Here is a 13023-nt window from a genome sequence, read left to right as displayed (position 1 = left end):
CGTGATCCATCTTGAGGTGCGGCGCTGATGCCAATTTTGCGAGCCAACCGGGACCGATACCCAGCCGACTGGTCGGAGATCCGTGCGCGGATTCTGGATCGGGCCAGACACCGCTGCGAGTGGTGCGGTGTGCCGAATCACTGGTGGCGGAATGAGTTTGATCAGTGGACGGATAGCAAGTGGGTCGCAGATAGCTGGAGGCTGAACGATGGCTACAAGGTGGCCTACATCGTGCTGACGATCGCCCACGTGCACGACCCGGACCCGGCCAATTGCCACCCCGAGAACCTGGCCGCGCTCTGCCAGCGCTGCCACAACCGCCACGACGCACCGCTGAGACAGCGGCACGCCTACCACACGCGTCGTGCTGGCGCGGCGCTGGCCGATCTTTTCGGCGGCTGCGAGTCGGTGGAGCGATGAGCCCGCAGGCCGCCCGCCAGGCGCTCTCGGAGCGCCGCCGAGTCTGGTACCTGGACGACATCGGCAGGCTCCACCGCTGCCGCCTGCGCCGCGAGCCCTGGAAGCTCGCCGACGGCACCTGGGTGGTGCTCGTCACCGGCCTCAGCGGCGGCGTGCTGCTCGACCGCGTAACGCTGAGAGGAGCGGGTTGATGCGCATCCGTTGCCCCGCCTGCCACGCCGAGTACTCGATCGAGCAGGCCGTCGAGGACGAGGCGGCCCGGGAGCTGATGGGCGTGCTCTCGGATCTGCCCCGCGAGGTCTCCCGGCCGCTCGCCGCCTACCTCGGCCTCTGGCGCGCCCGCACTCGCGCGCTCGCCTGGGAGCGAGCCCTGCGCGTCGCTCGCGAGGCCCTCTCGCTGCACGAGGACGCTGCCCTGGTCGGCGCCGCGCTCTCCGAGACCGTCGAGGCCATGCGTGGCAAGCAGAGCGCCGAGGGCGACTGGAAGCCGCTCACCTCCCACGGGTACCTGAAGCGCGTCATCGAGTCCCTCGCCGCCCGCGGCGGCGGCCAGGCGATCGCGCCCCGGGAGAGCGGCGGGGGCCGCAAGCCGCAGGGCCAGGCGAGCCGCACCGCGCAGGCCCTGCAGGATCTGGAGGACTGGCGCCGTGGCGGATGAGCCGATGCCGCCCTGGTTCCGCGCCGTCGTCGGCGAGGGGATCCAGCGCCTGGTCGCCATCGGCCTGCCCGGCGGCCCGGGCTGGGACTCCATCAAGCTCACCGCCCAGGCCTGGGGTGAGGCGCTCTGGGAGGCGCCCGTGCAGTGGGATGAAAAGGCCGATTCCGCCCGGCTGCAGGCGGCGTTCAAGCGCGCTGGAAGGACCTGCGAGCGCTGGCCCACGCCCCGCCAGGTGCTCGAGATGATGCCCTCGCGCCCGCAGCCCCGGGCGCTGCCCGCGCCGCAGATGAGCCGCCAGCAGCGCGAGCGCAACAGCCGCCGCCTGCGCGCGGCGCTGCGCAAGGCACTCAGCCAGGGAGGATCGCAGGCCGGTGAGTGACGCCGAGCGCCAGGATCTCCCCGAGCGCATCCTCGAGATCGCCGAGGTGATCGGGCTCGACGGGGCCATGCGCCTGGTCGACCACTGGGGCGGGCTGCGGCTCTACATTCCCGAGCCGGATCACATCACCGGTGCCCACCCGCTCGCCCGCCGGCTCGGCCTGCAGCGCGCCCGCGCGCTCGCCACGACCTACGAGCGGGAGAAGATCGACGTGCCGAACTGCAAGCCGGCCCTGCACCGCGCCTGGGATGCGCGGCTGCTCGAGGAGAAGCACGCCGGCGCCAGCGCCCGGCAGCTCGCCATCCGCCACGGCGTCACCGAGCGCACCGTTTGGCTAGCGCTCGCCCGCGCCCGGGCACGCGCCGGGAGCGAGGACGACAGCCAGGCGGATCTCTTCGCCGAGGGCTAGTTGCCGCGCCCCGGCGCCGGGCGTAACCTCCCTGCCATCAGGCCGCCCATACTCGGGCGGCCTGAACCGCTTCAGGGTCAGCCACCCGCGCTGGCCCCCATAGCCTGCACGCCATGAGCAGGCTCCCCGACACCCCCTGGGAATGGATCCGCACCGCCGAGGGCGGCGAGGTCGACGACCCCGCCGACCGCGGCGGGCACACCGTGTACGGCATCTCCCAGCGCGCCTACCCGGATCTCGACCTCGACACCCTCACCGAGGCCGACGCCCGCGCCCTCTACGAGCGCGACTACTGGCGCGCCGCCCGCTGCCACGAGCTCCCCGCGGGGGTCGGTGTCGCCCACTTCGATGCCGCCGTCAATCACGGCGTCGGCTCCGCGTGCCGGCAGCTGCAGCGTGCCGCGGGCGCCACGGTGGACGGCATCATCGGTCCGCGCACCCTCGCTGCGGTCGAGGCCTGGCCGGAGCGCGTGCTCGTCGTAGAGCTCCTCGGCCGCCGCGCGCTCAAGTACCACGGCATCGTCGTCGCCGACAGCTCGCAGGAGCGCTTCCTGCGCGGGTGGTTCAACCGGCTGCTGCGCCTGCAGGCCTTCCTCTACACCGGCGAGGTGCCGGCGTGAGCGCCCCGGTCACGCTCACCGCGCCCCAAGGCCGGCGCGAGCGCGTCCTCGGCTGGCTCGGCATCGTGCCGGCGAGCCGGGCGCTGCGCTCGGGCTACACCCATCACGCACGCATCTACGGCCTCGTCCCGTGCTGGTTCGCGTTCGAGGAGCCGGAGGGCGCGGCCGTTTGCACGAAGTGGCGGCCGCTGACGCTGCTCGACTGCGTGCTCGACTGGATCTGGTTCCTCGCCTGGGTCTCCGTCCACGGCGAGGACGAGCCGCCCCTATGGGGCTTCAAGGTCGGCCGGAGGATCGACGCATGAACTGGGAGAGCATCAAGGGCGCGGTGGCCAAGGCCGCGCCGCTGCTCGGCGGGGCGCTCGGCGGCCCCGCCGGCGGTGCCGTCGGCAGCCTCATCGCCGGCGCGCTCGGCGTGGAGGAGGATCCCGACCAGGTGGCCCGCGCCATCGAGACGGATCCGGCCGCAGTCGCCAAGCTGCGCCAGCTCGAGCAGGAGCACCAGCGCTCGCTCCGGCGCATGACGCTCGAGGCCGAGACCGCGCGGCTCGCCCAGGTCAACCAGACCATGCGCGCCGAGGCGCAGGCGGACGACGCCTTCGTGCGCCGCTGGCGGCCGATGTTCGGCTACGTCGCCTCGCTCACCTGGACGCTGCAGACCGGCGGCATCGTCTACGCGATGGTGGCGAGCCCCGGCAACGCTGCGGATCTCATCGAGGCCATCACCGCGCTCACGCCCATGTGGGGCATCGCGCTTGCGGTGCTCGGCATCAACGTCTCCGCCCGCTCCCGCGACAAGCGCGTGCGCGCAGGCCAGGACGGCCGCGGGGCGCTGGAGCGGATCGCCGACCGATTCACCGGAGCGAAGGGATGATGGCGCAGCACAACCTCTCGCACGAGGCCCTGGAAGCGCTCCAGGGCGCGGAGTCCGGCCCGGCGCGGGTGCTCCGGCCGATGCTCTTCCCGGCCGCGGAGCCGCGCCGCCGCCGGCAGGCGCCGCGGCCTGCGACCTGGTCCAAGCCGACGAAACCCACCTACCGCAAGCGCCGGGCGCGCGCGAAGGCCAAGGCCGCCCGCCAGGCGCGCCGGGCGAACCGGAGGGGCTAGTGGCGGACTTCACCGAGCGCGACTACGAGCGCGCGGAGGCGCTGGCCCAGGCCGAGCGGGAGGCCGCACTCGAGGCGATCCGCGCCGACCGCAGCGAGCGCCCCCGCGAGTACCGCGGCGTGCGCTACTGCCTGGACTGCGCCGAGGTCATCGACCCGCGGCGCATCGACGCGCAGCCGCGCGCGGTGCGCTGCCTGGAGTGCGCGACCGATCACGAGCGACGGAGGCGACAGTGGAAGGCGTGATCGACTACGGCGCCATGCGCTTCTGGATGGATGCGCTGCAGCTCGCCGGCCTCGGGATGCTCGGCCTCTACACCCACCTGGTCCAGAAGAGCAAGGCCAACACCGCCGCCATCGCCGACGTCGATACCCGCGCGAGCGACGGCATCGACCGTGTGCGGGACCGGGTGATCAGCGTCGAGCGCCGGGTGGACGTCGCGGAGTCGCAGCTCGCCAGCGTGCCGACGCACCACGACCTCGGCCGGGTCTACGAGCGGCTCAACACCGTCAGCCAGGACATGCGCCAGATGACGGGCGAAGTGAGATCCATCGCCCATCAGCTCTCCATGATCAGCGAATACCTGCTCCAGCGCTCCGGGGGTGACAGCAAATGAGCTTCAGCGAGCATGCCGCGCGGGACCAGCGGCTGGTAATCCTGCAGGCCCTCGAGGAGGACGCCGGCTACAGCCACAACGAGCACGTCCTGCGCAGCGTCCTGCGCGCCTTCGGCCACGCCGTCTCGCGCGACGCCCTGCGCAGCCAGCTCGCCTGGCTCGCGGAGCAGGGCTTGATCGAGCTCGAGGAGAGCTCCGGCGTCCAGGTGGCGAGCCTCACCCCCCGCGGCGAGGACGTGGCCACCGGCGCCGCGCGTGTCCCCGGCGTCGCCCGCCCGCGCCCGGGAGGCTGAGCCATGAAGACGCTGCGCGACCTGCTGCTGCTCACCGGCTGCGCCCTCGTGCTCTCCCCCGGGGCGCTGGTGTGGGGTGCCTACTGGCTCGCCACCCGGCCGCCCGTGCTCGCGGCCGCGGTGCTTTACGTGCTCTGGAGGCTGCACTGATGGCCCGCCGCCCCTCGACCATCGACCGCCTGCCGGACGATGTCCGCGAGAAGCTCCACGAGCTGCTGAGGGATCCGCGCGTGACACAGCTGGAAGCGACCCGCCAGATCAACGAGATCCTCGAGCGCGAGGGGCACGAGGAGCGGCTCTCGAAGTCGAGCCTCAACCGCTACGCCGTGCGCATGGAGGCGGTCGGGCAGAAGATGCGCGAGGCCCGCGAGGTCGCCGACATGTGGATCGGCAAACTCGGCGCCCGCCCCGAGGGGGAGATGGGCAACCTCATCAACCAGCTCGTGCGCTCGCTCACCTTCGACGTCTCCCTGAAGCTCCAGGAGGGCGAGCTCGACGCCGAGACCCTGCCCGGCACCATCGACATGCTGAAGGACCTCGCACTCACCGCCGCGCGCCTGGAGAAGGCCTCCAGCGAGAACGTCAAGCGCGAGGCGGAGATCCGCCGCCAGGCCCGCGAGGAGGCCGCGGAGCAGGCCGCCGAGGCCGCCGAGCAGGCCGGCCGCCGCGCCGGGCTCTCCGACGAGGGCGTGGCCGCCATGCGTGACGCCATCCTCAAGGGGCTCTGATGGCCGCCGGCGACGCGGCGATCCTGCTGCCCTACCAGAGCCGCTGGGTGGAGGACCGCTCGGCGGTCAAGGTCATCGAGAAGAGCCGCCGGATCGGCCTCTCCTACGCCGAGGCGGCGGATGCCGTGCTGCACGCCGCGGCCGCCGGCGGCGCCAACGTCTACTACATCTCCTACGACAAGGAGATGACCGCGGGCTTCATCCAGGACTGCGCGCAGTGGGCGCGCGCCTTCCAGGCCGCGGCGGGCGAGATCCAGGAGTCGGTGCTCGAGCAGGGCGACCGCCAGATCCTCACCTTCGTCATCAAGTTCGACAGCGGCCACCAGATCCAGACCTTCTCGAGCAACCCGCGCAACCTGCGCTCCAAGGGCCGCCCGGGCGAGCGACTGGTGATCGACGAGGCGGCCTTCGTCGACGACCTCGAGGAGCTGCTCAAGGCCGCGCTCGCCATGACCATGTGGGGCGGTGCGGTGCACATCATCTCCACGCACAACGGCGAGGAGAACCCGTTCAACCAGCTAGTCACCGACATCCGCGCCGGGCGACAGGACTACGCCCTGCACCGGGTGACGCTTGACGATGCCCTCGCCGACGGGCTCTACCAGCGCATCTGCCAGGTGACCGGGCGCCCCTGGAGTGCCGAGGCGGAGCGCGATTGGCGGGAGGCTCTCATCCGGCGCTACCGCCCGAACGAGGCCGAGGAGCTCTTCTGCGTGCCGGCGATGGGCGGCGGCGCCTACCTGCCGCGCTCGCTGGTGGAGCCGCGCATGGCCGAGGCGCCGGTGATCCGCTTCGAGGGCGACCGCGCCTTCAACACCGCGCCCGAGCCAAGCCGCGCGGTGCAGATGGAGGACTGGATCCGCGACGAGCTCCTGCCCCTGCTCGCCGGCCTCGACCGCAGCCGCCGCCACGTGCTCGGCATGGACTTCGCCCGCTCCGGGCACCTCTCCGTGCTCGCGCCGATGGAGATCGGGGCGACGCTGCATCGCACGGTCCCGCTCCTGGTGGAGCTGCGCAACGTCCCGCACAAGCAGCAGGAGCAGGTGCTCTTCGCGCTCGGCGACCGGCTGCCGCGCCTCTCCGGGGTGAAGATCGACGCCACCGGCAACGGCAGCTACATCGCCGAGTCCGCCCACGACCACTGGGGCAGCCTGGTGGAGCAGGTGATGTTCAGCGAGTCCTGGTACCGCGAGAACATGCCGCCCTACAAGGCGGCCTTCGAGGACGGCACGATCACCATCCCCCAGCACGACGACGTGCTCGAGGACCACCGCGCGCTGCGGCTCGTCAACGGCGTGCCGCGCCTGCCCAGGAGCAACACCGGCGGCGGCGCCGGCGAGCGCCACGGCGACGCCGCGGTCGCCTGTGCGCTCGCCTACGCGGCGAGCCGCAGCGAGAGTGCACCGATCGACTACCGCGCCACCGGCATCACCCGCGCGGGGATCGACGCCGAGGAGGCGCCCGACTACCGCGCGCACGCCACCGGCTGGGGCGCGGTCGGCGGCGGCGTGGACACCGGAGGATTCTAGGCGATGGCCAAGGCACCCGAGACGCGCGAGATTGCGAGCACCCAGGACGGCCGCGACATCACCCGCGGCTACGTCGGCCCGCTCGAGCTCATGCAGCCGCAGGACACCGTCCTGCTCACCCGCGGCGGCGGGGATCTCACCCTCTACCGCGAGCTCTACCGCGACGACCAGGTGAAGACCGCCTGGGGCCAGCGCCAGCGCGCGGTGGTCTCCGCCGAGTGGGAGGTCGAGGCCGGCGGCAGCCGCCGCCAGGACAAGGCCGCCGCCGAGATGCTCCGCGAGCAGCTGCGCCACATCGGCTGGGACCGGGTCACCGAGCAGATGCTCTTCGGCATCTTCTACGGCTTCGCCGTCGCCGAGCCGATGTGGGTGCGCGACGGCACCCAGGTGGCGCTGGACCAGATTCTGGTGCGCGACCGGCGGCGCTTCGGCTTCGACGGCGAGGGCCGGCTGCGGCTGCGGACCATGAGCCAGCCCCTCGGCGAGCTCCTGCCCGATCGCAAGTTCTGGACCTTCCGCACCGGCGCCGATCACGACGACGAGCCCTACGGCCTCGGCCTCGGCCACTGGCTCTACTGGCCGGTGTTCTTCAAGCGCTCAGGGATCCGGCTGTGGCTGAAGTTCCTCGACAAGTTCGGCCAGCCCACCGCGCACGGCAAGTTCGGCAAGGGCGCCACCGAGGCGGAGAAGCAGAAGCTCCTCGACGCCCTGCGGGCGATCCACACCGACACCGGCGTGGTAACCCCCGAGGACATGGAGATCGAGCTCATCGAGGCGGCGCGCTCCGGCACGGCCGATTACACGGCCCTTTATGACCGCATGAACGCGGCTATCGCCAAGGTGATCCTCGGCCAGGTGGCGACCGTCGAGGGCACCCCGGGGCGGCTCGGCGCCGACGACGCCCAGCAGGACGTGCGCGCGGACATCATCAAGGCTGACGCCGACGTCGTCTGCGAGAGCTTCAACCGCCAGATCGCGCGCTGGCTCACCGAGTGGAACTACCCGAGCGCCCGGCCGCCGCGGGTGTGGCGCATCACCGAGGAGCCCGAGGATCTCAACCGCCTCGCCGAGCGCGACGAGCGCGTGGCCCGCCTCGGCTACCGCCCGACGCTGCGCTACATCCGAGAGCACTACGGCGACGAGTGGGAGCCCGCGCCGCGGCCTGCGCTCGGCGCCGGCGGGGGCGCGGCCTTTGCCGAGGACGAGCCGACCGCCGACGGCGAGGAGCAGGCCGCGCAGCTCGAGCGCCTGGAGGAGGACGCGCAGCCGCGCGAGGAGGCCGTCATCGAGGCGATCCGGGAGATCGTCGACCAGGCCGAGAACCTCGAGGATCTGCAGGCGCGGCTCGTCGAGCGGATGAGCGAGCTGCCCGTCGACGACTGGGCCGAGGTGATGGGCGATGCACTCGCCGCCGCCCAGCTGGCCGGCCGTTACGATCTCCTCGAGGAGGCAGGCTGAGATGGCGGTCCAGTACGGCTCTCTGCCCTTCCGCGAGCAGATCGAGTTCCTTCGCGAGAAGGTCGCGCTGCCCACCCGCGCCTGGACGGACGTCTACGGCCGCGAGCACGACCACGCCTTCGTCGTCGCCGGCGCCAACCGCATGGCGATCGTCGAGGACTTCCAGCGCTCGATCCAGCGCATGGTCGAGGAGGGCAGGACCCTCGCCGACTTCCGCAAGGACTTCGACGCCATCGTCGAGCGCCACGGCTGGGCCTACAAGGGCAAGCGCGGCTGGCGATCGCGGGTGATCTACGAGACCAACCTCCTGCAGAGCTACCACGCCGGGCGCGAGGCGCAGATGGCCGACCCAGAGCTCCGGCGCCAGCGCCCCTACGGGCTCTACCGCCACGGCGGCAGCGAGGATCCGCGCCCCGAGCACCTGGCGCACGACGGCCGCGTCGTGCCGCTGGACGATCCCTGGTGGGAAACGTGGTCGCCGAAGAACGGCTGGGGGTGCAAGTGCAAGAAGTACGCGATCTCCGCGGAGGAGGCGCGCCGGCGGGGGCTCGAGGTCTCCGAGCAGGGCCCGGAGATCGACTGGGAGGAGAAGACCGTCGGCCAGAACGGGCCGAGCCCGCGTACGGTGCGCGTGCCGAAGGGCATCGACCCGGGCTTCGAGCACCGCCCGGGGGCGAGCCGGATCCGCGGCGTGACCCCGCCGCAGCTCGATGAGCCGCTGCGCAGCGAGCCCGAGCGGCTGTTCCCGCCGCGCCGGGCGCGCGACGAGCTCCCGGCGCCGCGCGCCTACCAGGGCGAGCTCCTCGAGGAGGGGCTCGACCCCGAGGCCTACGTGCGCAGCTTCCTCTCCAGCTTCGGGGCGGACCTGGAGCGCCCGGCGGTGTACCGCGACGCGCTCGGCGAGCCGCTGATGCTCTCCGAGGCGCTGTTTCGCAACGCCCGCGGGCGCTGGAAGGTGCTGAAGCGCGGTCGCGAGCGCTACCTGCCGATGCTCGCCCAGGCGATCCGTGACCCCGACGAGATCTGGGTCGCCGCCGAGTGGCACGGGGCGGCCGCGCGCCCGGTGGTGCGCCGGCGCTACGTGGCGCGCTTCCGCGTCCCCGGCCGCGACCAGCCTGGTGTGGCGGTCTTCGAGTGGGGGCGCGACGGCTGGTCGGGCGTGACCACCTTCCAGTCGGAGGGCGAGCAGGACGACGCCGATGTGGAGGCGTTCCGGCGGGGGGTGCGGCTCTACCGGCGCGGGCCGGAATGAGTAAAGCCACGGCGCCGCCCCACCGTGGCCGCCTCGCGCGTGGGATTGGTGGTCCGGGCGGGGACTGCCCGCGCGATAGGCTGAGGACAGTATAGGAGATTGGCATGGCCGGCGTCACCCTCCAGCACCGCATCGAGGACGAGCGCGTGCGCCGCGCCCTGCGGGCGCTCGAGCAGCGCGCCGGTGATGCCACACCCGCGATGCGCGCCATCGGCGAGGACCTGCAGCTCTCCCACCGCGAGCGCTTCGACCAGCAGGTCTCCCCGGCGGGTGAGCCCTGGAAGCCGCTCTCCGAGGACTACCGCGCGCGCAAGCCCCGACGCCAGGACGAGATCCTGGTGCTCAACACCTACCTGCGCGACACCCTGCGCTATGATGCCGGGCCGCAGGAGCTCGAGTTCGGCACCGACCGCGTCTACGGCGCCACCCACCACTTCGGCGACCCCGAGCGGGGCATCCCCGCCCGCCCCTGGCTCGGGCTCTCGGAGGGCGACGAGCGCCACGCCGTGGAGACCCTGCTCGCCTACCTCGGCGAGCCGCTCAGCTGAGCGCGGTGGAGCGAGCCACGGAGAGGCGCTGTGAGCGACGATCTCCCGTTTCCGGCACCCAGGCTTAGGGTCGATCCTTTGCAACGACTGGGCGGCTTTTGCAACGGGTTTGCAACGGGGTCCCGGTCGTCTGCAACGGCGACCTTCGGTCGCGACCCCGTTTTCGCTCCGAGGTACGGGTAGGGTAACTTGTCCCCCGTCGCCCGGATCCGATAGCTCGGGCCGGGCGCGAGCGCAGGCGGCGGGAGTAGAGGCATGAAGCAGCATCGCCATCGTGAGCGCAACGGAGGCTCGACGCTCACCCGCGCCTATCGTCAGTACTTCACGCCGGCGTACGCGCCTGGCGATCCGCGCCCCTTTCGCCTGGCCGGCCTCTACGATGATACCGCCGAGGTGAGGATGAGCGACTCGACCGCGCCTCTCCGCCGCCTGGAGTGGGCCGAGCGATGAGCACCGCGCACTTCACGCTCACCTACGATGGCCCGGCACTCCAGGAGCACGAGATCGACGCCCGCGAACTCGCCCCGGCGCTCATCGCCGTGAGCGACACGCTTGAGGCGGCGAACGCCGCGCTCAATGGCGACCAGGTGCGCGTGCAGGTGAATGTGCGGGCCTCCTTCCGTACCGGATGCTTCGGCATCGACTTCTCGGTCGTGCAGAGTCTCTCCGCGCAGCTCACGAGCTTCCTGAACAGCGAGGCCGTCAGCGCCGCCATCAACCTCGTCACCCTGCTCGGCATGGGCGGCACGGGGGCGTTCGGCCTGGTAAAGGCGATCCGCCGCCTCCGCGGCCGAGCGCCGCGGCGTGTCATCGAGCTCAAGGACGGCCGATTCCGGATCGAGACCGACGACGGCCACTTCGAGATCGAGGCCGAGGTGCTGGAGCTGCTGCGCAACTACGAGGTGCGCAAGGGGCTGGAGGGCGTGGTCAAGCCGCTCGATGAGGAGGGCATAGAACAGGTCGCCTTCCAGGCCGACCAGGACACGGAGCCGGAGATCATCCGCAAGGACGAGCGGCGCTACTTCCGCGCGCCACCGCCGGAACAGGAGGAGCTCGAGGAGCGCGACGAGGAGCGCTACCTCCAGCTGGTCAGCCTCTCGTTCAAGGAGGAGAACAAGTGGCGTTTCAACGACGGCAACGCCACCTTTCACGCCGCCATCCTGGATGAGGACTTCCTCCGCCGCATCGACCTCGGCGAGGAGCGCTTCGGCAAGAACGACGTGCTGAAGGTGCGCATGCGCACGAGGCAGTTCATCGACACCTCGGGTAACATGCGCTCGGAAGCGGAGGTCCTCCAGGTGCTCGAGAAGCATAGCGCGGGCCGCCAGCTGCGGCTCGACATCACCCGCGGCGAGGATCCCCCCGCCGAGAGCTAGCCCACCTTACCGGCCCTGAAGCCGTTCAGGGCCACCCACCCAGCTTGCCCTCTCCACACTGGCCCCCATGACGCGGGAGGCCAGCATGAAGCGCATCCAGATCTTCCGCCCCGGCAGGCACACGGCCATGTCCGGGGCGTCGCTGCAGTTCAGCGAGGCCGATCTCGAGGCCGCCGCCGCGGCCTACGACCCCGAGCTCCACGAGGCGCCCATCGTTGCCGGCCACCCCCGGCATGACGCGCCCGCCTACGGCTGGGTCGGCGGGCTGGCCTATAGCGAGGGCAGCCTCGAGGCCGAGCCCCGCCAGGTGGATCCCGCCTTCGCCGAGCTCGTCCGGGACGGGCGCTTCAAGAAGGTCTCCGCGAGCTTCTACCACCCCGAGGCGAAGACCAACCCGAAGCCCGGCGTGTACTACCTGCGCCACCTCGGCTTCCTCGGCGCCCAGCCGCCGGCGTTGAAGGGCCTGCGCCAGGTGGAGTTCGGCGACGCCGAGGCCGACCTCGTGACCTTCGAGTTCGGCGAGGCCGACGTCGGGATCCTTCGCGGCCTGCTGCGTCGGCTGCGCGAGTGGATCATCGCCCGGCACGGCACGGAGGAGGCGGACCGGGTCATCCCCGATTACGCCATCGAGGACCTCGAGCGGGAGCGCCCCGAGAGCGTTGCCGAGCCGATGTACAGCGAGAAAACGGAGGTGTCCGACGTGGACAAGGCAGAGGTTGAGCGCCGCGAGCGCGAGATTGCCGAGCGCGAGCAGCGCATCAAGGAGCAGGAGGCGGCCTTCGCCGAGCGCGAGCAGACGATCGCCCAGGAGGAGGCGAAGCGCCGGCGCGCCGAGCACGCCGCGCGCGTGGACAAGCTGGTCGAGGCCGGCAGGGTGCTGCCGCGCGACCGCGACGCCCTGGTGGAGTTCCTGGAGGCCCAGGACGCCGAGGCGGTGGTCGAGTTCGGCGAGGGCGCCGAAGCCGTGAAGAAGCCCGCGCGCGAGTGGTTCCTCGAGTTCCTCGAGCGCCTGCCGCAGGCGATCGACTACGGCGAGCGCGGCGCCCGCCGCGAGAGCGAGAGCGGCAAGGTGCCGGCGGACCTGGAGGTGGCGGACGGCTACGAGGTCGACCCGCGCACCGCGGCGCTGCACCACAAGGCGCTCGCCTACGCCGAGCAGCACAAGGTGGACATCATCACGGCCGTGCGCGCCGTGGAGCGACAGGAGGCCTAAGCCGTGCAGAGCACTACCATCCTCGCCTTGAGCCTGGTCGCGAGCGGCCAGGTCACCGAACGCCGCGCGGTCGGCTTCGACGGCGCCCAGGCCACCGTGCAGGGCCAAAAGGTCGCCGGCGTGGCGCGCTTCGACGCCGCCGACGGCGACCCGCTCACCGTCGAGGCCCTCGGCACCGCGGTCATAGAGTCCGGCGCTGCTATCGCCGTCGGGGACGCCATCATCGTCGACGCCTCCGGGCGCGCGATCCCCTCCACCGGCGAGATCAACATCCCCTCCGGCGCCACCTCGGTCACCAGTACCGCGGCCAACGGCGCAATCCTCGCCGGCGGCGAGATGCCGGAGTACGTCATCGGTCACGCCCTGGAGTCGGCGAGCGCCGCGGGCGAGTTCATCGAAGTGCTGCTGCGCTAAGCG

The 13023-nt window shown here is 71.9% G+C and carries 22 protein-coding genes; all 22 read left to right on the top strand.

Going from position 1 to position 13023, the window contains the following annotated elements; genetic code table 11:
* Positions 1-219: 219 nt before the first annotated feature.
* The 22 genes from LMH63_RS13820 to LMH63_RS13715 all read left to right on the top strand — a co-directional run bounded on the left by LMH63_RS13820 (position 220) and on the right by LMH63_RS13715 (position 13020).
* The gene (locus LMH63_RS13820) at positions 220-420 is read left to right on the top strand and encodes a hypothetical protein (protein WP_199225667.1); all 201 of its coding nucleotides are present in this window, start codon (positions 220-222) and stop codon (positions 418-420) included.
* Positions 417-611 carry a hypothetical protein gene (locus tag LMH63_RS13815; protein ID WP_109678814.1) on the top strand — a complete coding sequence of 65 codons (195 nt, stop codon included), beginning with the start codon at positions 417-419 and terminating at the stop codon, positions 609-611. Before LMH63_RS13820 ends, LMH63_RS13815 begins: the two co-directional genes overlap by 4 nt.
* Positions 611-1078 (top strand): HI_1489 N-terminal domain-containing protein, encoded by a 468-nt coding sequence (locus tag LMH63_RS13810; protein WP_109678815.1) that lies wholly within the window; start codon positions 611-613, stop codon positions 1076-1078. The genes LMH63_RS13815 and LMH63_RS13810 overlap by 1 nt, the downstream gene beginning before the upstream one ends.
* Positions 1068-1457, top strand: a complete 390-nt coding sequence (locus tag LMH63_RS13805) for a hypothetical protein (RefSeq protein ID WP_109678816.1) — start codon at positions 1068-1070, stop codon at positions 1455-1457. The genes LMH63_RS13810 and LMH63_RS13805 overlap by 11 nt, the downstream gene beginning before the upstream one ends.
* Complete coding sequence (locus LMH63_RS13800; protein WP_109678817.1) at positions 1450-1866, top strand: hypothetical protein; 417 nt, start codon at positions 1450-1452, stop codon at positions 1864-1866. The genes LMH63_RS13805 and LMH63_RS13800 overlap by 8 nt, the downstream gene beginning before the upstream one ends.
* A gap of 113 nt (positions 1867-1979) precedes the next feature.
* Complete coding sequence (locus LMH63_RS13795) at positions 1980-2486, top strand: glycoside hydrolase family 108 protein (RefSeq protein ID WP_109678818.1); 507 nt, start codon at positions 1980-1982, stop codon at positions 2484-2486.
* Complete coding sequence (locus LMH63_RS13790) at positions 2483-2791, top strand: hypothetical protein (protein WP_109678819.1); 309 nt, start codon at positions 2483-2485, stop codon at positions 2789-2791. Before LMH63_RS13795 ends, LMH63_RS13790 begins: the two co-directional genes overlap by 4 nt.
* Positions 2788-3360, top strand: coding sequence for a 3TM-type holin (locus tag LMH63_RS13785; protein WP_109678820.1), 573 nt, complete (start codon positions 2788-2790; stop codon positions 3358-3360). The genes LMH63_RS13790 and LMH63_RS13785 overlap by 4 nt, the downstream gene beginning before the upstream one ends.
* Positions 3357-3593, top strand: a complete 237-nt coding sequence (locus tag LMH63_RS13780) for a hypothetical protein (protein WP_109678821.1) — start codon at positions 3357-3359, stop codon at positions 3591-3593. The genes LMH63_RS13785 and LMH63_RS13780 overlap by 4 nt, the downstream gene beginning before the upstream one ends.
* Positions 3593-3838 (top strand): TraR/DksA C4-type zinc finger protein, encoded by a 246-nt coding sequence (locus tag LMH63_RS13775; protein WP_109678822.1) that lies wholly within the window; start codon positions 3593-3595, stop codon positions 3836-3838. The genes LMH63_RS13780 and LMH63_RS13775 overlap by 1 nt, the downstream gene beginning before the upstream one ends.
* Entirely contained in the window at positions 3826-4209 is a 384-nt protein-coding gene (locus LMH63_RS13770) for a DUF2730 family protein (protein WP_109678823.1), read from the top strand. Before LMH63_RS13775 ends, LMH63_RS13770 begins: the two co-directional genes overlap by 13 nt.
* On the top strand, positions 4206-4502 hold the full coding sequence (locus tag LMH63_RS13765) for a VpaChn25_0724 family phage protein (RefSeq protein WP_109678824.1): 297 nt from the start codon (positions 4206-4208) through the stop codon (positions 4500-4502). The genes LMH63_RS13770 and LMH63_RS13765 overlap by 4 nt, the downstream gene beginning before the upstream one ends.
* A gap of 3 nt (positions 4503-4505) precedes the next feature.
* A complete protein-coding gene (locus LMH63_RS13760) occupies positions 4506-4652 on the top strand; it encodes a hypothetical protein (protein WP_158280379.1) in 147 nt (48 codons plus the stop codon).
* The gene (locus LMH63_RS13755; RefSeq protein WP_109678825.1) at positions 4652-5230 is read left to right on the top strand and encodes a DUF3486 family protein; all 579 of its coding nucleotides are present in this window, start codon (positions 4652-4654) and stop codon (positions 5228-5230) included. Before LMH63_RS13760 ends, LMH63_RS13755 begins: the two co-directional genes overlap by 1 nt.
* The gene (locus tag LMH63_RS13750; protein WP_109678826.1) at positions 5230-6759 is read left to right on the top strand and encodes a terminase large subunit domain-containing protein; all 1530 of its coding nucleotides are present in this window, start codon (positions 5230-5232) and stop codon (positions 6757-6759) included. The genes LMH63_RS13755 and LMH63_RS13750 overlap by 1 nt, the downstream gene beginning before the upstream one ends.
* A 3-nt stretch (positions 6760-6762) precedes the next feature.
* A complete protein-coding gene (locus LMH63_RS13745) occupies positions 6763-8217 on the top strand; it encodes a DUF935 domain-containing protein (protein WP_109678827.1) in 1455 nt (484 codons plus the stop codon).
* A 1-nt stretch (position 8218) separates the two neighbouring features.
* Positions 8219-9469 carry a PBECR2 nuclease fold domain-containing protein gene (locus LMH63_RS13740; RefSeq protein ID WP_109678828.1) on the top strand — a complete coding sequence of 417 codons (1251 nt, stop codon included), beginning with the start codon at positions 8219-8221 and terminating at the stop codon, positions 9467-9469.
* A 104-nt stretch (positions 9470-9573) separates the two neighbouring features.
* On the top strand, positions 9574-10017 hold the full coding sequence (locus LMH63_RS13735) for a phage virion morphogenesis protein (protein WP_109678829.1): 444 nt from the start codon (positions 9574-9576) through the stop codon (positions 10015-10017).
* A gap of 255 nt (positions 10018-10272) precedes the next feature.
* Positions 10273-10467 (top strand): hypothetical protein, encoded by a 195-nt coding sequence (locus LMH63_RS13730; protein ID WP_109678830.1) that lies wholly within the window; start codon positions 10273-10275, stop codon positions 10465-10467.
* Complete coding sequence (locus tag LMH63_RS13725) at positions 10464-11393, top strand: LAPAL motif-containing putative phage structural protein (protein WP_109678831.1); 930 nt, start codon at positions 10464-10466, stop codon at positions 11391-11393. The genes LMH63_RS13730 and LMH63_RS13725 overlap by 4 nt, the downstream gene beginning before the upstream one ends.
* A gap of 85 nt (positions 11394-11478) precedes the next feature.
* The gene (locus LMH63_RS13720; RefSeq protein ID WP_109678832.1) at positions 11479-12606 is read left to right on the top strand and encodes a peptidase; all 1128 of its coding nucleotides are present in this window, start codon (positions 11479-11481) and stop codon (positions 12604-12606) included.
* A 3-nt stretch (positions 12607-12609) separates the two neighbouring features.
* Complete coding sequence (locus LMH63_RS13715; RefSeq protein WP_109678833.1) at positions 12610-13020, top strand: DUF2190 family protein; 411 nt, start codon at positions 12610-12612, stop codon at positions 13018-13020.
* Positions 13021-13023: the final 3 nt, after the last annotated feature.

The organism is Spiribacter halobius, assembly GCF_020883455.1.
Lineage (GTDB): Bacteria > Pseudomonadota > Gammaproteobacteria > Nitrococcales > Nitrococcaceae > Sediminicurvatus > Sediminicurvatus halobius.
The sequence above is the reverse complement of the archived record's forward strand: the minus strand, read 5'-3'. Positions and strand labels throughout refer to the sequence as shown.